At 50.0% G+C, this 18,477-nt stretch carries 15 protein-coding genes; 8 read left to right on the top strand and 7 right to left on the bottom strand.

The window, feature by feature from the left end; genetic code table 11:
* Nucleotides 1-27: 27 nt before the first annotated feature.
* Nucleotides 28-642: a c-type cytochrome gene (locus tag LG219_RS06165; protein ID WP_226763654.1), complete on the bottom strand. Its 615-nt coding sequence runs from the start codon at nt 640-642 to the stop codon at nt 28-30.
* Nucleotides 643-750: 108 nt separating this feature from the next.
* On the opposite strand from LG219_RS06165, the gene yihA reads away from it, so the two are divergent.
* The 6 genes from yihA to LG219_RS06135 all read left to right on the top strand — a co-directional run bounded on the left by yihA (nt 751) and on the right by LG219_RS06135 (nt 10,901).
* Complete coding sequence (gene yihA, locus LG219_RS06160; RefSeq protein WP_226763653.1) at nt 751-1,389, top strand: ribosome biogenesis GTP-binding protein YihA/YsxC; 639 nt, start codon at nt 751-753, stop codon at nt 1,387-1,389.
* A gap of 332 nt (nt 1,390-1,721) precedes the next feature.
* Complete coding sequence (pilG, locus tag LG219_RS06155) at nt 1,722-2,105, top strand: twitching motility response regulator PilG (RefSeq protein WP_173532918.1); 384 nt, start codon at nt 1,722-1,724, stop codon at nt 2,103-2,105.
* 25 nt (nt 2,106-2,130) lie between these two features.
* Nucleotides 2,131-2,493: a response regulator gene (locus LG219_RS06150; RefSeq protein ID WP_173532919.1), complete on the top strand. Its 363-nt coding sequence runs from the start codon at nt 2,131-2,133 to the stop codon at nt 2,491-2,493.
* A 23-nt stretch (nt 2,494-2,516) separates the two neighbouring features.
* Complete coding sequence (locus tag LG219_RS06145; RefSeq protein ID WP_226763652.1) at nt 2,517-3,044, top strand: chemotaxis protein CheW; 528 nt, start codon at nt 2,517-2,519, stop codon at nt 3,042-3,044.
* Nucleotides 3,045-3,082: 38 nt separating this feature from the next.
* On the top strand, nt 3,083-5,266 hold the full coding sequence (locus LG219_RS06140) for a methyl-accepting chemotaxis protein (RefSeq protein WP_226763651.1): 2,184 nt from the start codon (nt 3,083-3,085) through the stop codon (nt 5,264-5,266).
* Between the two features lie 46 nt (nt 5,267-5,312).
* Nucleotides 5,313-10,901 (top strand): Hpt domain-containing protein, encoded by a 5,589-nt coding sequence (locus LG219_RS06135; protein WP_226763650.1) that lies wholly within the window; start codon nt 5,313-5,315, stop codon nt 10,899-10,901.
* A gap of 85 nt (nt 10,902-10,986) precedes the next feature.
* Here LG219_RS06135 and LG219_RS06130 read toward each other — a convergent pair whose 3' ends face one another.
* The 6 genes from LG219_RS06130 to LG219_RS06105 all read right to left on the bottom strand — a co-directional run bounded on the left by LG219_RS06130 (nt 10,987) and on the right by LG219_RS06105 (nt 15,638).
* Complete coding sequence (locus LG219_RS06130) at nt 10,987-11,760, bottom strand: bestrophin-like domain (protein WP_226763649.1); 774 nt, start codon at nt 11,758-11,760, stop codon at nt 10,987-10,989.
* A gap of 418 nt (nt 11,761-12,178) precedes the next feature.
* Nucleotides 12,179-12,445, bottom strand: coding sequence for a hypothetical protein (locus LG219_RS06125; RefSeq protein ID WP_226763648.1), 267 nt, complete (start codon nt 12,443-12,445; stop codon nt 12,179-12,181).
* A 23-nt stretch (nt 12,446-12,468) separates the two neighbouring features.
* Nucleotides 12,469-13,212, bottom strand: a complete 744-nt coding sequence (gene cobS, locus LG219_RS06120; RefSeq protein ID WP_226763647.1) for an adenosylcobinamide-GDP ribazoletransferase — start codon at nt 13,210-13,212, stop codon at nt 12,469-12,471.
* On the bottom strand, nt 13,212-13,823 hold the full coding sequence (locus tag LG219_RS06115) for a histidine phosphatase family protein (protein ID WP_226763646.1): 612 nt from the start codon (nt 13,821-13,823) through the stop codon (nt 13,212-13,214). Before LG219_RS06115 ends, cobS begins: the two co-directional genes overlap by 1 nt.
* A complete protein-coding gene (gene cobT / locus LG219_RS06110) occupies nt 13,823-14,914 on the bottom strand; it encodes a nicotinate-nucleotide--dimethylbenzimidazole phosphoribosyltransferase (protein WP_226763645.1) in 1,092 nt (363 codons plus the stop codon). The genes LG219_RS06115 and cobT overlap by 1 nt, the downstream gene beginning before the upstream one ends.
* 85 nt (nt 14,915-14,999) lie before the next feature.
* Nucleotides 15,000-15,638, bottom strand: a complete 639-nt coding sequence (locus LG219_RS06105) for a GGDEF domain-containing protein (protein ID WP_226763644.1) — start codon at nt 15,636-15,638, stop codon at nt 15,000-15,002.
* A gap of 214 nt (nt 15,639-15,852) precedes the next feature.
* Between LG219_RS06105 and waaC the strand changes: the two genes are divergently transcribed.
* Nucleotides 15,853-16,815 carry a lipopolysaccharide heptosyltransferase I gene (gene waaC, locus LG219_RS06100; protein ID WP_226763643.1) on the top strand — a complete coding sequence of 321 codons (963 nt, stop codon included), beginning with the start codon at nt 15,853-15,855 and terminating at the stop codon, nt 16,813-16,815.
* Nucleotides 16,779-18,104, top strand: coding sequence for a 3-deoxy-D-manno-octulosonic acid transferase (locus tag LG219_RS06095; protein WP_226763642.1), 1,326 nt, complete (start codon nt 16,779-16,781; stop codon nt 18,102-18,104). The genes waaC and LG219_RS06095 overlap by 37 nt, the downstream gene beginning before the upstream one ends.
* Nucleotides 18,105-18,477 lie beyond the last annotated feature (373 nt).

Below are 18,477 nucleotides of genomic sequence, written 5' to 3'. Positions count from 1 at the left end.
TAAATCGAAATGAGTTCCGATTAACGCTTAGTGAATTGATTGGATATATTCAGCCACGGCTTTGATTTCAGCATCAGAGAGCTTGGCTGCGATTTCCATCATTGGCACGCTGTTATCACGCTGACCGTCACGGAAGGCTTTGAGTTGGGCCGCGGTATAACCAGCATGCTGGCTGCTTACAAGTGGATATTGAACTGGAATTCCCGCGCCAGAAGGGCCGTGGCAAGCCATACAGGCTGGTACGTTTTTGGCGGCAATGCCACCTCGGTAGATTTTTTGCCCAGCGTCAACTAAAGCCTTGTCAGATGCGCCAATTGCTTTCGGTGTTTGCTTGCTATAGTAAGCCGCAACATTGGCCATATCTGCCGCAGTTAATGGCGTAGCCATGCCAAGCATAATGGCATTTTTACGCTTTTGACTTTTAAATTCTTGCAACTGTTTAATGATATATTCTGGGTGTTGTCCAGCTAGGTTTGGATTTGCGCTCGCTACGCTATTTCCATCTACGCCATGACAGGCCGCGCAGACTTGGTCAACGATGACTTTGCCTTTGCTTGGATCGCCCTTAACAATCGCCGAAATCGCGGCGGGTGATATCATCAAAAGTGCTGCAATGCTCACTGCAACAGACATGCTGCGCATAAATCCGCTCCCGTGTTGGAGTACGTCAGTCTAAGGTGCCGACGATAATCGTTCAAATACTGGTATTCTATAGCAAGACTCCGATACAAACCACAATGGCACCCACAGATGTCCCTATTTCAAGGCTTGCAGTTCCTCACTACTGTAAATGATTTAAAGACTTTACCTCATGAAGGGGTCGAAGTTGCTTTCGCTGGCCGTTCAAATGCGGGTAAATCTAGCGCAATTAATACACTCGCGAACATTACGCGTCTCGCCTACGTATCAAAAACGCCTGGGCGTACTCAGCATATTAATTATTTTGATTTTGGTAATGAACGACGTTTAGTCGATTTACCCGGATATGGTTATGCTGATGTGCCTGAGCGAATTCGTAAGCACTGGCAAGGCTTGTTGGCGCAGTATTTATCGCATCGCGATAATTTAATTGGCTTAGTGCTGATTATGGATAGCCGTCGACCACTGACTGATTTAGATCGTAATATGCTCAGTTGGTTTCGCCCAACAGGAAAGCCGATTCATTGCATACTTACCAAGTCAGATAAATTAAATAATCAAGAAAAAGCATTAGTGCTGCGTAAAGTAAAAGCTGAATTTGCTGATGACGCCATGATTACTGTTCAGCTATTTTCAAGCCTTAAAAAACAAGGTGTCGATGAAGTTGAGCAAGTGGTTGGTACTTGGTTTGCCGCAGCATTAGAGCTCAGAAACGAGCTTGACCCGACCGGCGGCGAGTCAAATTCTTGATGTTTGCGATTGAGAAACTATCTTAATTACAGGTGCGCCCCTGCACCTCCCGCTTTTCCTCCCTGAGCGGGGCTTCGTTGATTCGAAGCATCTATATGGCCCCGATCAGGTTTTATTTAGGTCGGGGTTTCTTTTTTTTGTCAGTTTCACTCCAAAAATGGCTGCAAATGCCAACACCTCACGCTATTAGCCTTGTCTAATATCAGTCACGCCCTTATGATTTTCCTCTACGTATAAACTGTTTATCAGTTCACCTGCTCATCGGTGTACTATTTGTTCGCGCTGAGTCTGACACGAATTTTTCGTTGTGAGCCAGTCATGAGGATTCACGAATGTCTAGTCTTGCTGGTATTAAGGTCATGGTTATCGATGACAGCAATACGATTCGACGCAGTGCTGAAATCTTTTTGGGGCAAGCTGGTTGCACTGTTATTTTGGCTGAAGATGGATTTGATGCCTTAGCCAAAATTACAGATAACAACCCTGATGTCATTTTTGTCGATGTCATGATGCCACGCTTAGATGGCTATCAAACTTGCGCCTTAATTAAAAAAAATCCGCGTTTTAAATCTACCCCTGTCGTGATGCTTTCATCAAAAGATGGCTTGTTTGATCGAGCGCGTGGCCGCATGGTGGGATCTGATGAGTATTTGACTAAGCCGTTTACCAAAGACAGCTTGCTCGCTGCTGTAGGCACTTACTCAAGCGCAACTTAATTGAAACTAATGGACTTAATTTATTATGACGATCAAAAAGATTCTGATTGTTGATGACTCGCCAACCGAGCGTCATTTTCTGGGTGAATTACTCACTAAAAATGGATTTCAAATTATTACTTTAGAGTCCGGTGAAGAGGCGGTTAGCCGTACTAAAGAGATCATGCCGGATTTGATTTTGATGGACGTGGTGATGCCGGGAATGAATGGCTTTCAAGCCACACGCACTATTTCGCGTGATGAGCCAACGAAAAATATTCCAATCATTATGTGTACTTCAAAAAACCAAGAAACCGATATGGTATGGGCAAAACGCCAAGGTGCAACTGAGTACGTGGTAAAACCGGTCGACCCACAAGAGTTACTTAATAAAATCGCCGCCCTATAAGGCTTGATCACTGAGGGCGTACGATGGCAAAAAGAAAAAGCGAAAGAGTGAGCCTGCGTGATTATCAGCAAGGCGTGATGCAACGCTTACAAAGTGCCACGACGGTGGCACAGGTTGATGTACGGTTAGGTCTGCAAATTGGTAATGATCATTGGTTGGTCGATCTCGGTGATGTGTCAGAAGTCATGCCCGTGCCTATCATTGCTGGCGTGCCATTGGCGCACTCATGGTTTAAAGGTGTTGCTAATATCCGCGGTAATTTAGTCAGTGTTGTTGATTTGCCGGCTTTTTTTGGTCAGTCTCATCAAGGTTTTACTCAATTGGCACGCTTGGTGCTTTTGCCATCGCGCCATCTGCCGCACGCCTCGGTCTTGGTCAATAAAATGTTAGGTTTAAAGCATTTGTCTGATTTGGAGGCTTTGCCCTTGGATGCTAGCGCTGCTGCATGGGAGGGGGGGCGATACAAAGATGCGGCTGGCCAGGTTTGGCGAGTGTTGGATGTCGTGAAATTAGTCAATGAAGCTGCATTCTTGCAGACAGGTATTGCATAAAAAATCAAAAGTCACTCAGGGGTGGCGTGGGAGGTATCATGGCAGTGATGGAGCGCATCAGAGGCTTGTTTTCAGGTAGCGATACGGCAGGAAAATCGCAGCAAAGCGAAAACAAAAAAGCATTCGATCCATCTAGAACAACTTGGTTTCTAGATAAAATTCGTTTACCCGAAGGTGATGACCTTAAAGCGCTCAAACCAACGCCATTGATTGGTCATTTACCTGCTCGGCAGCAAATGGCTATTTTTTTGCTGACCATGGTTTTGGCAATTATCTTATTTGCGGTGACCGCTTTTTTATCGTTTCGTTCTAGCAGTATTAATGCCAGTAACCAAGCCACTGCAACGGAAATGCAAATGTTGTCGCAACGGATTGCTCGTGCATCGACTCAAGCGATTCGTGGTGACGCAGAAGCCTTTAAAATTCTCAATGAATCTTATAGTAATTTTAATGACGATTTAAATAAGCTCATGAATACACGCAACGCTTGGAATTTATTTCAAGTGTCGGGTGCGGAACAATTAGCTCAAATTGATACCGTTTGGAATACCTCATTTCGGCCTAATCCAAGTCGACCTACTGTTGATACGATTTTGAAACAAAAAACCGCATTAATGTCAATTGGCCAGAGTGTGGAAGGGATTAATAGTAATGATGCAAAATTATTGGAATTGACTCAACAATTTGCTTCTTTACTTGCTGATGGTGGCGGTACTTTACGTGAACTAGACTACGCCAATCAATTGGCCATGTTGTCACAAAGAACCTCAAAAAATGCCAATGCAATGTTGGCCAGTGAGCTAATCAATCCAGAAGTAGTATTCTTGCTGGGTAAAGATGTTTCCACATTTAATGAAATTGTAAAATCTTTTATTGATGGCAATCCGGAATTAAATATTCGCCCGGTTTCTACTACGGCAATGGTGGATAAACTGGAACAAATTTCAGTTTTATTTAAAGACTTTCAAGTGGTGGTGAGTGCATTTTCTAAAAATATGCAGCCTTTGGTGAATACCCGATTAGCCAATCAAGCCATTGTTCGTGATTCAGAGAAATTATTAGCCGATAGTAAAGTATTGGCTGAGCAATATCATAATTCAGTCGGCGGTATGATTATTGCTGCAGTAGAAGCGGCATTTATTTTTATTGCACTCGCTTCACTCTTATTATTGGTTCGAGTATTTAATCAAGAGTCGGTGAAACGTCGCTTGGCTTCGGAAGCTGAAAACCGTAAAAATCAGGATGCAATTTTACGTTTGCTCAATGAAATGGGTGATTTGGCTGATGGTGACTTAACGATTCGTGCTTCGGTAACGGAAGATTTAACCGGCGCGATTGCCGATTCGATTAACTTTACGATTGAAGAATTACGTAATCTGATTACCGGTATTAACCGCGCGACAGAAAAAGTAAATGCCTCATCGGCACAAGCGCAAAGTATTTCAACTGAATTATTATCTGCGGCAGAACGACAATCGAAAGAAATTGAAACCACAAATTATAATGTGGCACAAATTGTGAGTTCAATTCAGGGGGTATCTAGTACCGCCGCCGAATCGGCGACCGTGGCGCAATCTTCATTGGCAGCAGCAGAATCGGGCGCTGAGGCGGTAAATAATCAAATTCAAGGTATGGGTGAGATTCGCGAGCAGATTCAAGAAACGGCAAAACGCATTAAACGCTTGGGTGAATCGTCACAAGAAATTGGCGAAATTGTTGAATTGATTTCCGACATTACTGAGCAAACCAACGTCTTGGCATTGAATGCGGCGATTCAGGCTGCAGCCGCTGGTGAGGCCGGTCGTGGTTTCTCGGTGGTTGCCGAAGAAGTTCAGCGTTTGGCTGAACGTTCAGGCGAGGCGACCAAACAAATTGGCGCGATTGTAAAAACCATTCAGGCCGATACGCACGATGCGGTGGCGGCGATGGAATTGTCGACTCAGGGTGTGGTTGAAGGGGCTAAGTTGTCTGATGCTGCAGGTAGTGCTTTGTCAGAAATTGGTAAAGTTTCGCGTGAACTGGCCCGCTTGATTAGCTCTATCGCGCATGAAACCGAAGATCAAACACTATTGGCAAGCAAAGTGAGTAACACGATGCGCGACATTTTGTCGATTACTGAGCAAACCACCGCAGGTACTCAACAGTCGGCGATTGCAGTGGGGCAGTTAACGGGCCTAGCTGCAGAATTAAAAGCATCGGTTTCTGGTTTCAAACTGTCTTAATTAATCTCCAGACCGGCCTGGCCGGTCTTCTTCATGGGGCCCTGCCATGAGTGTGCATACTGAATTTGATAAGGGCTCTTTGTTGTGGGTCAAGGCTGAAATTGATAGCACCTTGGCGCGTGCCAGTGATGCACTTGAGCAATACCGCAGCAACAAAGACACCGCAGTCTTAAAACACGCCAAAACGCATTTGCATCAAGCTTATGGCGCGCTCGATCTAGTTGAATTGACTGGTTTGGCGCGTTTTTGTGATGAAATTGAGCAAGTGCTGCTCTTACTTGAGCAAGGCCAGCATGATGCGGTCGGCGTACCATTGGCATTACGGGCGATCGAAGAAATCGGTCAATATCTCAATCGTTTAACGATAGGGATGCCCAATGTTCCACTGGCCTTACTGCCCACTTTTCGTGAATTAGCGCAATTGCGTGGCGCGAGTACCTCGGGCGCCGAGCTATTTTTTCCGCAACTTATTTTAAGCATGCCTGCGGGCTTGCCGCAAAAGCACGCCACCGCCGCAGAAATGAGCAGCATTGTGAAGCAGCAACGCAGCCGTTATGAGCGTGCACTACTGCGTTGGGTGCAAGGGCAAAAAGAAGTCGGACCGGTCATGGCCGCCAGTTTGGCGGAGCTGGCTAAATATCAAACCAGTAGCTTGCCGCGACATTTTTGGTGGGCTGCGGCTGCCGTGGTGGATGGTTTAAGCAGCAATCGAGCTGAGCTGGATCTTGATCCACAGCAGGTCGTATTGCGGCTTAACTTACAAATTCGGCGTTTGGCTGAAGGCTCAAGCAAAGTTGCTGAACGCTTGTTTCGCGATATTTTGTATGTATTACCACAACTCGATAGTGATAGCGCCCTCGCGCAGCGTTTGGCACATGCTTTTGCTTTGGCCGATTTATTTCCCAATGCGCAAACGATTATGTCGCCAGCCAGCATGGCTGCCGAGCAATTGGCGCGTAGCTTGCGAGAAGAATTAAGCATTGCCAAAGAGTCTTGGTCACGGGTTGCTGCTGGGCAATTAGACAAAGCCAGCACGGTTAAAAATTTGCTGCAACAATTGGCGCAAAAATCCAGTCAACTTCAGATTCATGGCCTAGATGCCTTATGGCAAGGTTTGTTGGCTGCCGTGATGCAAGGCTCGTTGAGTCAAGATTTAGCGCTTGAAGTGGCGACGGGCTTATTGCTCGCTGACAATGCGCTCGCTATTTATCCTAGCCAAGCGGATGACTTTATCGAGCAAGTAGACACTTTATTGCTGCGTTTAATTGATCCCAGTGCGGAGAATGAATTACCCCATTTAGATGAAGTAAGCCGAGAAGCACAAGATCGTTTGCTGTTGTCGCATTTAGCGATAGAAATGCACAGTAATTTGCAAGGCATTGAAGATATTTTGGATGGTTTTTTCCGCGATCCAAACGAGCGACAAGCGCTCAATGAGATTGAGCCGATGCTGCGTCAAGTGCAAGGTGCACTGATGATGCTGGAGCGGCAAACTGCGGTTGAATTAAGCCATGAGTGTTTACAAAGAATTATTCAGCACGCAAGTCATGATGCCCCAGAGTTGCATCAATTGGAAGAATTGGCTGAAGCCTTATCGGCCTTGGGTTTTTATGTCAATGATTTGGCACAAGAGCGGGATGATGAGGCGGCACTGTTGCCGCTATTATTGCGCCTAACCGGCCGCAGCGCTGCGCCAGCCGAGGTCGATGAACGCGTCGCCTTAGAAGCCGAGCCTGAGCTGAGTGCTGCAGAAATTAGCGTGCCCGCCGCAACACCGGTGGCGCTGCCATCGTCAGAAGCGGCAATGGATGCCGAACTACTGGAAATTTATTTAGAAGAAGCGCTTGAGGTGCTGGCGACCATTGAAATCCAGCAAGCCTTATTGCACCACAACTCGCAAGACAGAGAAGCATTCACCACCATACGCCGCAGCTTTCATACGCTTAAAGGCAGTGGCCGGATGGTTGGTTTGCATCAATTGGGGGAAGTGGCTTGGTCAATTGAGCAATTACTCAATAAATGGCTGCAATTGGATAAGCCCGCCTCACAGCGTTTATTGGCCTTACTCGATTTTACGCACCAAGCTTTCGTTGATTGGGTTGATCAATTACAAAAAACTGGGGTGGTTGCGGTTGAATCCGCAGCGATTGAGGCCGAAGCATTGGCGCTACGTCATGAAGCGGATCTGCCGGAGAAAGGGCCAGCGGCATTACCTGAAACGGCCATTGCAATGGATATGGCCCCCGCTGCCGATATTCAAATTGGTCAAGTATCCGTCTCTGCCACCTTGTTTGCGATTTTCTGTGAAGAAGCGCGTAAATATTTGCTGGCTTTATCGCGTGGCGTAGAAGTACTCGCCGAGTCGGGAGAGGTTGAATCTCAATTTGTACTGGCAGCCCATACCCTGGGGGGGATTGCCTCTACAGCCGGCTTTAGACCTCAGGGTGAGCTGGCATACGCCCTAGAACATGCTTTGCAAAATGGCGCGCAAATTAATCGTGAGCAAGTGCCATTATTTGCCGATGCCGTACAAATGCTCGATGGCATGTTGCAAGATATTTTTGCTGAGCAAGCGCCATGCACCGCAGCGGATTTAATTGCCCGCTTAGTGGCTCTGCACACGATGTCTGATGAGATCGAGCTGACCGATGACGCCGATTTATTGGATCTTGATACATTGGACGACGTGCTGCCGATGGCATTGGATGCCGCCGTGACAACGCCATTATTGGCTGAATCAATACCCGATCGCATCGAAACTCCAACCGCAGCAAGCATCGAAGTACCACACTTGGATCTACCGGCACTTGATCTTCTTGGCGATCAAAATCATCGCGAACTTGAAGCGAGCACATCGCCAGATTTGAGCATGGACATCGCGCCATTCGCTTTGGCGAGCGATACGGTGGGCGCTGCGACGGCCATGCCAGCGTTGGTAGAAAATCATCTGGATGAGCCGATTGATGCGCTCTTGGTGGGCGCTGATTTTACTGCGGATTTATCCGCTGAATTAATCGATTCAGATTTACCCTTGCTCGATTTAATCTTGGCTGAAGATACTCTGCCGGAAACGGAAACGGAAACGGAAACGGAAACGGAAACGGAAACGGAAACGGAAACGGAAACGGAAACGGAAACGGAAACGGAAACGGAAACGGAAACGGACGCAGTAGGTGAAGTTGGAGTAGAAGCAGAAGTCGTTGCAGAAACCGAAACGCCTGCGTCAATTGAACCTGAGCTGGATGTATTAACGCAATTGATGAGCGTGCCCGAGGCCTTCGTGGCCACGGATTTATTGGATAATTTGGCGCAAGCCATTGACGCCGATGAATCGCATCCGCCGCTAGCGCAGTTGATGTCGGCCGATGATGCGCTCAATGCCGCGCGTGCCGAACTGGATGCGATCTTGGTGGATGAAATCGACGAGCAATTGCTGCCGATTTTCATCGAAGAAGGTGAAGAGCTGCTACCGCAAATCAGTAATGCGCTGCGCTTACTGCATAGCGGTGAAAACACGCCAACTACCTTGCAGCAATTAAAACGTACTTTGCACACCATTAAGGGTAGCGCCCGGATGAGTGGCGCGATGCGGATGGGTGAGGCGGCACATCGGATGGAGTCGCGTCTGGTTGAAGCGGCCACGGTGAATCCCGAGTTGCTGGCGCGATTAGAGAGTGATTACGACCTGATTCAAGCGCTATTTGCTGAGCTATCGCAACCCGTTAAGCGTGAAGCAGGCAGTGTCGTATCTACCGGCGCGGTCGCGATTGTTCCGAAATTGTTGGCCGCGGCCGAAACCGATAACAAAACGGTGATTCGCGTTAAGTCTGAATTGATTGATCAATTGGTCAATCAAGCCGGTGAAGTGGCGATTTCGCGCACGCGGATTGAAGCGGAAATGTTGATGTTTAAGAGCTCCTTGCTCGATTTAACTGAAAACGTGATGCGCTTACGCAGTCAGTTGCGTGAGCTTGAAATTCAAGCCGAAACGCAAATGCAGGCGCGGGAAAAAGAAGTGCAAGAAATGCACGCCAGCTTTGATCCGTTAGAGTTTGACCGCTTTAGTCGCTTGCAAGAACTAACGCGTTTTATGGCCGAAAGCGTCAACGACGTGGGAACGGTGCAGCAAAGCTTATTAAAAAATCTCGATGAATCATCGGCTGCCTTACTGGCGCAATCGCGAATGACCAAAGAGCTGCAGCAAAGCTTGATGCGGGTGCGTATGGTGCCGTTTGCCAGCGTATCGGATCGTTTGTATCGCTTAACTCGACAAGCCGGTAAAGACGTCGCTAAAAAGGTCAACTTGGAGTTAAGCGGTGGTCGGGTTGAAATTGACCGCGGCGTACTGGATAAAATGATCTCGCCTTTTGAGCACATGCTGCGTAATGCGATTGGTCATGGTTTGGAGTCGACGGAAGAACGTTTGGCGCAAGGCAAGAGCGAGTTTGGTGAGATTAGTATTGAGGTTCGCCAAGAAGGCAATGAGCTGGTTCTGGTCTTAAAAGACGACGGTCGTGGTTTAGATTTAGCGGGCATCCAGCAAAAAGCCATTGCTTTAGGCTTGATTGGTGCTGAGCAAGTAGTCTCTGAAAACGATCTCTGCCAACTGATTTTTGAACCAGGGTTCTCCACTGCGGCCACAGTCACGGCGATTTCAGGCCGAGGCATTGGCATGGACGTGGTTAAAAACGAAGTCAGTAATTTGGGCGGCAAGATTGATGTTTCGACGCAAGCTGGCCAAGGCACGACGTTTGTGATTCACCTGCCATTGACCTTAGCGGTGGCCCAAGTGCTGTTGGTGAAAGCGGGCGAGCGTTTGATCGCGATTCCATCGGTAATGGTTGAGCAAGTACAAGAACTGAAAGCGCAAGCCTTGGCGCTGATTTACGATAATCGTGAACAAGAATGGATGGGGCAGCGTTATCGCTTTGCCTATTTGCCGCGATTATTGGGTGACAGCAAGTCTATCCCAGAGCAAAAACGTTATTCGACCGTGGTGTTATTGCGCTCTGGCGCCGAGCGCATTGCCATCCATGTGGATCAATTGGTTAAAAACCAAGAGGTGGTGGTCAAACCGATTGGGCCGCAATTGGCGCGGATTCCGGGCGTGGTGGGCGCGACGGTGCTCGGTACTGGTGAAATTGTGATGATTATGAATCCGCTGGCCTTGCAGGCTCAGGCGGCACATATTCAGGCGCAACAAGTCAATGAGCGCTTGCAGCATCAAGCCCAACCAACCATGCCAGAGCAGTTGTCGACGGCACCGGTAGTGATGGTGGTCGATGATTCGCTGACAGTGCGTAAAATCACTGGGCGCTTATTGTCGCGTGAAGGCTTCCAAGTGGTGACGGCCAAAGATGGTGTGGATGCCTTGCAGCAATTGCACGATGTGAAGCCGGCGGTGATGTTGGTGGATATTGAAATGCCAAGAATGGATGGCTTTGAGTTGACGCGCAATGTGCGGGTGGCAGACGACACTAAGCATATTCCAATCATCATGATTACCTCGCGGACCGCTGAAAAGCATAAAAAATATGCGTTTGAGCTCGGGGTGAATGCCTATCTTGGTAAGCCGTATCAAGAAGATGAATTGCTGGGTTTGATTCGTAATTTTGTTAGTGCCGCAGCGCAATAAACTTTGCCGCAACTTCAATTAAAAAAGCCCTTCGGGGCTTTTTTAATTGGCTTTAAATGCTTGCACTTTGAGCGTGTTGGGCCATTTACATGCTACTGCGTAAATCAATTAATACTTGATCGGCAGGATTGATGCGGATTAAGCCAAGGCGAGGATATTCCAAATCAATAATAACGTAAACCGTAAGCGACATCACGGCGGCAAAAGAAATAATATGCAGCCAGCGGCGATGTTTATTGTTCGACATATCAAAGCCCACCAGCAGTGCGCTGACGAGAGCCAATAGCGGCAGCAGCAAAAAGACGATAAAAGGGGGATGATTTTCGAGTGCCACCGCCCGAGTGGTGGTGATATCAAACATGGCGTTCAGTGCATCGGGCAAAATTAAATCCAAGTTGGCGCGCGCATCGGCTAAGGCGTAGCTGGCCGTGGCGCTTTGCCAGATTTGTTGTTGCAAAGCCGCCGTTTGGGCATGGGCTTGTTGGGTTGCGATCGGGTCTTCGTTGCGGCTATAGCTTAAAATTCGTACGTCGACATAGTGTTTAAATTGTGATTTCAGCGCGATTTGTGCACTGCTGGGGAGTAAATCAAGGCGTAAATAGGCGGTGCCGATGGCATTGGCCTCTTCTGCGACTAAATGTCGATGATCTTCAAAGCGGGTGGCGGCTCCCGAAAATGAAAACGCTAAGATCAAGCCCAATAAGGCAAAAATAGCGCTTTCAGAAGCGCCAAAGCCTTTTGGCATGCCGGGTTCTTTGCGCAACTGCGCGAGACCCATTCGCCGACCGATCTCTACACAGAGCAGCATTCCCAAAAATAAGCCCAAGGCCAAAGCACTTGCGATCAGTTGTAGGTACATGCTGAATCTCCATGATTCTAGTAGGGTATATGGCTACATATCTTGTTGAATAATACTTAGCGAGATATACCCTTATTAATAAGGCGATGTTCAGATTACGTGTTGATGATTTTAAGTGCCTGCGGCACATTGTTTTACAGTCGCAGTCCGCGACGGGGACCCCATTTTCTTTGACTCGCCAAAGAAAATGGGGGAAAAGAAAGGCGACCCGAGCGCGCCCAGCTCCGCTGTGCCCTCGATTGTCGTGAGCCAAACGATAAAACCGTTTGTCTCTCTCCGCACTCGGTGCGCTTAAACGGGATTTTAAGCCCCAGCTCGACGAGCGCGGCACAGCATCAACACCAAATCTGAACATTGCCGAATCTAGTTAGGTATATCGCTATATATATTGTTGAATAATACTTAGCGAGATATACCCTTATTGATAATCGGGTAAGCCATAAGCCGTGAGGATAAAATCAAAGCGGCTGCTGTCCATGGTTTCGGCAACAAAAGCTTGGATTTTTTCAACTCTGGGCGCGTCGAGCAGGTACGATAATTTCATTTCTGGGTCGGGCTGATCTTGCTCGGCGGCAAATAGCTCAAATAACAATGCAACAGGTACGGTTTCGGCGAGGGCCAAATGGCCAATAAAAGCGCCTTCCATGCCTTTTTCCCAAACTTCGATGGCACGAACTAGTTTCATAATATGCTCTGTAAGTAATCGAATCAGAGGCCGATTATACCTGCGCCCAGTACGGCGATGAGGAGTAATCCGCTTTCACAAATTTCAATGCCCGCGCCCAAACAATCACCCGTCACGCCGCCCAGTTTGGCTTTCAGCCATTGCCGGTAGGTGAGCAACACCAAGGGTGCAATCAGCAGTGCTGGGCTCAATAGCGCCGTCGCCAGCAGTAGCGCCAACCACCAAAATAGCGCGAGTAAACGCTGGTTTTGCCAAGCAAATTGTTCAGCCATACCGGGGGCTAAAGCGGGGAGGGTTTGCCAGCAAAATACCCCACTGCGCGCCCAAGCAGGAATCAAAATCAGCGCCGTCCATTGTTGTTGGCCAATCAGTAACATCAGCAAGATGAGTTTCAGCAAACATTGCATGATCAGCGACAGCACGCCAAAACTACCCAGATGTGGGTCTTTCAGCACCGCTAAAAATCGCGCCGGATCACGATGCGCCGCACCTAAACCATCGGCCATATCGGCTAGACCATCTAGATGCAAGCCACCGGTAATCCAAACCCAGATCAGCAAACCGCAGATGGCCGCCAACCACGGGTCAACCAGCGCCGTGAAATACACCGCCGTCAATAAAAATCCGCCAATCAGCACCCCCACCGCTGGAAACCAAGCGACGGCTTGCGCCAATAGTTTGGGATCAAAATTGGGGATGGTTGGCGTTGGGATTCGGCTTAAAAATTGCACCGCTAATGCCGGAATTCGCCAGTCAAAGCGCCACATTAGCGTGCGTCCGGCAAATTATTTTGGATGCCTAAAATCATCGGCGGCCAGTCTTGATCCCACCACAGCGTAATGCAGCCCGCTGGGGCCAGCCAAAATTGGCTATGCCTTGCGGCAGATAAACCCAGTGCGTTGAGTAAAATCGCTTTGATTGTGCCTTGATGGGCAATTAAAACCCGGTGCTCAGCGTCGCCGCTGGCAATCCAAGTATTGAGTGCCGTTTGCACCCGCAGGCTAAACGCATCCCACGTCTCGCCACCGGGTAAAGGATGGGCGGCGGGGTCGTGTTGCCAAGCATCCCAAGCGGCGTGCTCCGCAGCGCTCCAATCGGCTTTGGCTTTGCCATCGATGCTGCCCAGATTCATTTCGTCAAAGCCGCGCTCTAAATGCAGCGCAATGCCGAGTGACATCGCGGCGTCAAAGGCAAAATCCGCTGCGCGGGCCAAGGTTGAGCTGGCAATCGCATCAACCGGATGGGCCGATAGCTCAGCCCAACGCGCCGCTAATTGCTCGCGCCCTAAGGTCGAAAGTGGGGGATTGCTATGGCCAAAGATCGCCTGCTCAGCCCCTTGGGCTACGCCATGACGGATCAGCGTGAGGCGAAAGGCCATTACATCGCTCCAGCAGCGACACCGGCCTCAGCAAAAGTGGCCATTTCGCGGTGTAAAGTGAGTGCCGATTGCAAAATCGGCAAGGCCAAGGCCGCGCCACTGCCTTCGCCCAATCGCAGGCCGAGATCGAGTAGCGGCGTTAAGTTCAGTGCCGCCAGCGCAGCGCGATGGCCTTGCTCTTGCGAGACATGGCTGGCCAACAGCCAGTCGGCGACTTCGGGTTTGGCCTTGACGGCGACTAAAGCGGCCGCGGTGGTGATAAAACCATCGAGTAAGATCGGCACTCCAGCCTCAGCGGCGGCAGTGTAATAACCAGCGAGGGCGGCGATCTCTAAACCGCCGACTTCACGCAGCCAATCGAGTGGACTGTGTGCGCCCGCCGCTGTGGCGCGCGCTAGAGCATCGTTAACGACTTGGATTTTATGCTGGCGAGCCGATAGCTCAATGCCGGTGCCAAGGCCGACAATCTCATCTGCGGCGTGATCGGTGAGCGCACAAATCAATGCGGCGGCGGCGGTGGTATTGGCGATGCCCATCTCGCCGCCAATCAATAGATTTTTACCGCTTTCAATGGCATGAACGGCACTGGCAACGCCGATTTGCCAAGCTTTTTGGTACTGCGCTTCAGTCATCGCAGCCGTGATGCGTAAATTGGCTGTGCCGGCACACACCGGGCTGCGAAACAGTTTGCCTTGGCTATTGATCGGATTGGGATAATCATTTTTGACGCCGACATCAATCACATTCAGCGTGGCTTGGTTTTCTCGTGCCAACACACTGATGGCGGCGCCGCCATTCATAAAATTGACCACCATTTGTGCCGTCACTTCGGCTGGAAACGCCGATACACCTTCAACCGCAACACCGTGATCGGCAGCAAAAATACAAATGGCTGCTTGTAGGCGTTTTGGCGTGATTTGCCCAGTGCGGCCAGCAAACCAGATGGCAATGTCTTCTAAACGGCCTAGGCTGCCGAGCGGTTTGGTTAATTGGGATTGTCTGGCTTGGGCGCTAAGGGCGATGTCATTGGCGATGGCTTTCATTGCTTTGTTCCAATACGTAAGATTGCTCGACTTTAACGGCTCGCTCAAGACTGAGCAAGCCTGTTAATGCGGCTTACGTTGATTCGCGGCGAAAATCGATCCAGCGCGGCGGGAAAGCAAAGGTTACAAGGCTTTAAGGTGATGGTGCTGGGTTGAGCGACGAGCTCACCACAGGAATCGAGGCTGGGAAGGCTTCGATGCGATCGACGCCCATTTTTTTGGCTGATTGTAGTGCGGAATCGGCCGCCACTAAAATGTCTTCGAAGGTTTCGGTTTCCATATCAAAGGCAGCTAAACCAATGGTAATCGAAATATAAAATTCGCTTTGATTGGGCAAGGTGATCGGGATTTGTTTAACGTTGTTGCGTAAGCGTTCGGCGACGACCATTGCGCCTTTGTAATCGGTATCGGGTAGCACTAAGGCGATTTCTTCGCCAGAATAACGCCCGACTAAATCAAAATCACGTACCGATTTGAGTGCGGACTCGGCAAGTCGCTTGAGCGCCAAGTCTCCCGCGTGTAAGCCATGATTGGCGTTGATTTCGGCGCAATGGTCCATGTCGGCGATCAACACCGCCATTTTGCTTTGGCTGCGTTGGGCACGATTGACCTCTCTTGCCGATAAAGTAAATAAATGCGGACGTTGATACAAGCCGGTGAGTGCGTCGCGCAATTGCTGTTCGGTGAGCTGTTGGCGCAATAGGCGAATTTTATTGGCCTGGAGTAATAGACCGACCGCCAATCCTATACATAAGGCAATAATAAGAGACATAGAATTAAACCTTAAGTCGGTAAGCAAAACAGGGGGAAATTGCGGCGTCGCAGTGTTTTAGCGATTTGCTCGCGGTTTTGCTTGATCAATGAACAGTCAAAGATTGAATGAATCCTTATGGCACGCTGACGTTTTATGATATTAGACCTTTTTAGATGAAGGGCTAGTGCTGCTTTGTTCTCAAAGCTGGATTTGTCCCTGTTAGAATATGCCAATGCAAAAAATACTCATTGTTCGCCTCTCGTCGATGGGCGACGTAATTCATCAAATGCCAGCGATGACCGACTTGCTGCGCGCCTACCCTGATGCGGTCATCGATTGGGTGGTCGAAGAAGGTTTCGCTGAGCTACCACGGTTACATCCGGCAATTCGGCGAGTGATTCCGGTGGCGCTACGGCGTTGGCGTAAATCACCGATGGCGGCGGCGACGCGAGCCGAGTGGGCGCAATTTAAAACTGAAATTCGTGCCTGTCGTTATGACTTGATTTTGGACGCGCAAGGTTTAATCAAAAGCGCCGCCATTGCGCGTTTGGCCTGCGGCCCAGTTGCCGGTTTTGATCGACATTCTTGCCGTGAGCCTTGGGCGAGTTTGGCGTATCAACGCCAATATCCCGTGGCTAAAAATTTGCACGCGATTGAGCGAAATCGGCGTTTGACTGCCGCTGCTAACGGCTATGCCTTGCAAGGCGAGCTCGATTACGGCTTAAAAGTGCCGTTGCAAGATTTGCCATGGCTAGGGCGCTCGCCGTACGCGGTGTTGCTGACGGCAACCAGCCGCGAAGATAAAGAATGGCCAGAAAGCCATTGGATTGCGCTGGCGCAGCGCTGTATTGCGGCCGGTTTGCGGCCAGTCTTTCCTTGGGGGAATGCCCGAGAAAAACAGCGCGCCGAACGTTTAGCAGCGGCGTTGCCGCTGGCGGTGGTGCCCCCTCAGTTAAGTTTAACCGACGCGGCGGTCATGCTGGCGGGTAGCCGAGTGGTAGTGGGGGTTGATACCGGTTTAGCGCATTTGGCTGCGGCGGTTGCGGTGCCGGTGGTGGCGATCTTTTGCGCTTCAGAGCCGGCGTTAACCGGCGTGAAAGCGGCGACGTTTGCGCTCAATTTAGGCGGCAATGGCACGCCACCGACGGTGGATCAAGTGTGGGAAGCCACGTCGGCGGGGGGGCGTTTGCCGTGATGGTGCGCTGGGCGTATCGCCTTTTGCTGTGGCTAGGTTTTCCGCTGATTTGGTTGTATTTGCTTAAACGCAGCAAAAAGCAGCCGGCTTACCGGCAGTTTTGGGGTGAGCGTTTAGGGTATTACGCTGTAGGCATTGATGAAAAAGATCTGCAAGGCAATACCCTAAGACCCATTTGGTTGCACGCGGTGTCGGTGGGGGAAATGCGCGCTTGTGCGCCGATTATTCAGGCGCTTCGGCGTGCCGCCCCGCATCGCCCACTATTGTTGACATGTATGACGCCAACAGGGCGAGAAACCGCGCAGGCCTTATTTGGCGATTTTTCCACCATTGTGTATTTACCTTACGATTATCCGGCAGCGATTCGGCGATTTTTACAGCACTTTCGGCCGCAATGCGGCGTGGTGATGGAAACTGAAATTTGGCCCAATTTGCTGCATGAATCGGCTGCCGCCAAGATTCCGCTGGTGCTGGCCAATGCGCGGCTTTCTGCGGCGTCTTTCCGGGCTTATCAGCGAATTTCGGCGTTGATTGCGCCAGCCATGGCCAAATGGTCGCTGGTATTGGCGCAAGCACCAGCCGATGCCGAACGACTCGCTGCTTTGGGCGCGCGCGCCACTAAGGTAATGGGCTCAGTTAAATTTGATCATAGCAATAATGCCGCTATCATTGCGCGCGGGCAGGCTTGGCGCGCAGCGTTACTTCAGCAAGCCAACCGTCCATTAGTGCTATTGGCGTCGAGCCGAGAAGGTGAAGAGGCGGCATTTTTAGCGCAATGGCAAAGCATGTATGGTCAAACGGCGGCCGCGCCGTTGTTGATTATTGTGCCGCGTCATCCACAACGCTTTGATGCCGTGGCTGATTTAATTCGCAGTCATGGCTTGGCGCTACAGCGACGCAGTCAGTGGCAACAAGACATCGTTGCGGCGGAGGTGATTTTGGGCGACAGCATGGGCGAAATGGCAGCCTGGTTTGCCGCGAGTGATGTTTGTATTATGGGCGGCTCGCTCTTGCCTTTTGGTAGTCAGAATTTTATCGAAGCTTGTGCGCTGGGCTGTCCGGTGCTGCTTGGGCCACACACGTTTAATTTTGCTGCGGCAACGGCAGCGGCTTTGGCTGAAGGCGCGGCTTGGCAAGGGCAAACGCTGGGCGAGATTCTGGATAAAACGCAGCAATTGCTGCTGGATGATACCGCGCGGCAGGCCATGAGCGCGGCAGGCGTTGAGTTTGCCAATGCGCATCGCGGCGCAACGGCGCGCTTGCTGGATGAGCTGACTACCTATCTTTAGGGTCTGTTGACGTTTGGTTTGCCAACCGCGTTTGCGCGGATTTTGGCCTGAGGCAAGGCACGAAGCGCGCAACGTAGTCATTCTACGCCAGCGCTTTGTAACGCAGCATCAGGCCAAAAGCAGCCAAACCCTGCGGGCTGGGCGCTTTTCGCGGCGACTCTGCGTTGTAGCAAGCTCACATAGAATGACTATGTATCGCTTACTACGCCTTGATTCGCCGAGAAAAACACTCCAGCGCGGCGGGAAACCAATCGTCAACAGACCCTAAGCTTTGGGAAATAAATCAGTATTGGTAAATAAATCATAGATTTATTCGCCGTAGTTTTTGTATGATGCCATCCGATTACTTACTTTAATGAGTTACGCCAATCGG

It is taken from the genome of Deefgea salmonis, from assembly GCF_020531905.1.
In the GTDB taxonomy this organism is placed as follows: Bacteria; Pseudomonadota; Gammaproteobacteria; order Burkholderiales; family Chitinibacteraceae; genus Deefgea; species Deefgea salmonis.
Note: the sequence above shows the minus strand (reverse complement) of the source record. Positions and strands in the feature narration are given on the sequence as shown.

Bases quoted from the DNA above. Each gene is read 5' to 3' on its own strand.
- LG219_RS06165 (WP_226763654.1), bottom strand. From the start codon at position 642: ATGCGCAGCATGTCTGTTGCAGTGAGCATTGCAGCACTTTTGATGATA.
- yihA (WP_226763653.1), top strand. From the start codon at position 751: ATGTCCCTATTTCAAGGCTTGCAGTTCCTCACTACTGTAAATGATTTA.
- pilG (WP_173532918.1), top strand. From the start codon at position 1,722: ATGTCTAGTCTTGCTGGTATTAAGGTCATGGTTATCGATGACAGCAAT.
- LG219_RS06150 (WP_173532919.1), top strand. From the start codon at position 2,131: ATGACGATCAAAAAGATTCTGATTGTTGATGACTCGCCAACCGAGCGT.
- LG219_RS06145 (WP_226763652.1), top strand. From the start codon at position 2,517: ATGGCAAAAAGAAAAAGCGAAAGAGTGAGCCTGCGTGATTATCAGCAA.
- LG219_RS06140 (WP_226763651.1), top strand. From the start codon at position 3,083: ATGGCAGTGATGGAGCGCATCAGAGGCTTGTTTTCAGGTAGCGATACG.
- LG219_RS06135 (WP_226763650.1), top strand. From the start codon at position 5,313: ATGAGTGTGCATACTGAATTTGATAAGGGCTCTTTGTTGTGGGTCAAG.
- LG219_RS06130 (WP_226763649.1), bottom strand. From the start codon at position 11,760: ATGTACCTACAACTGATCGCAAGTGCTTTGGCCTTGGGCTTATTTTTG.
- LG219_RS06125 (WP_226763648.1), bottom strand. From the start codon at position 12,445: ATGAAACTAGTTCGTGCCATCGAAGTTTGGGAAAAAGGCATGGAAGGC.
- cobS (WP_226763647.1), bottom strand. From the start codon at position 13,212: ATGTGGCGCTTTGACTGGCGAATTCCGGCATTAGCGGTGCAATTTTTA.
- LG219_RS06115 (WP_226763646.1), bottom strand. From the start codon at position 13,823: ATGGCCTTTCGCCTCACGCTGATCCGTCATGGCGTAGCCCAAGGGGCT.
- LG219_RS06105 (WP_226763644.1), bottom strand. From the start codon at position 15,638: ATGTCTCTTATTATTGCCTTATGTATAGGATTGGCGGTCGGTCTATTA.
- waaC (WP_226763643.1), top strand. From the start codon at position 15,853: ATGCAAAAAATACTCATTGTTCGCCTCTCGTCGATGGGCGACGTAATT.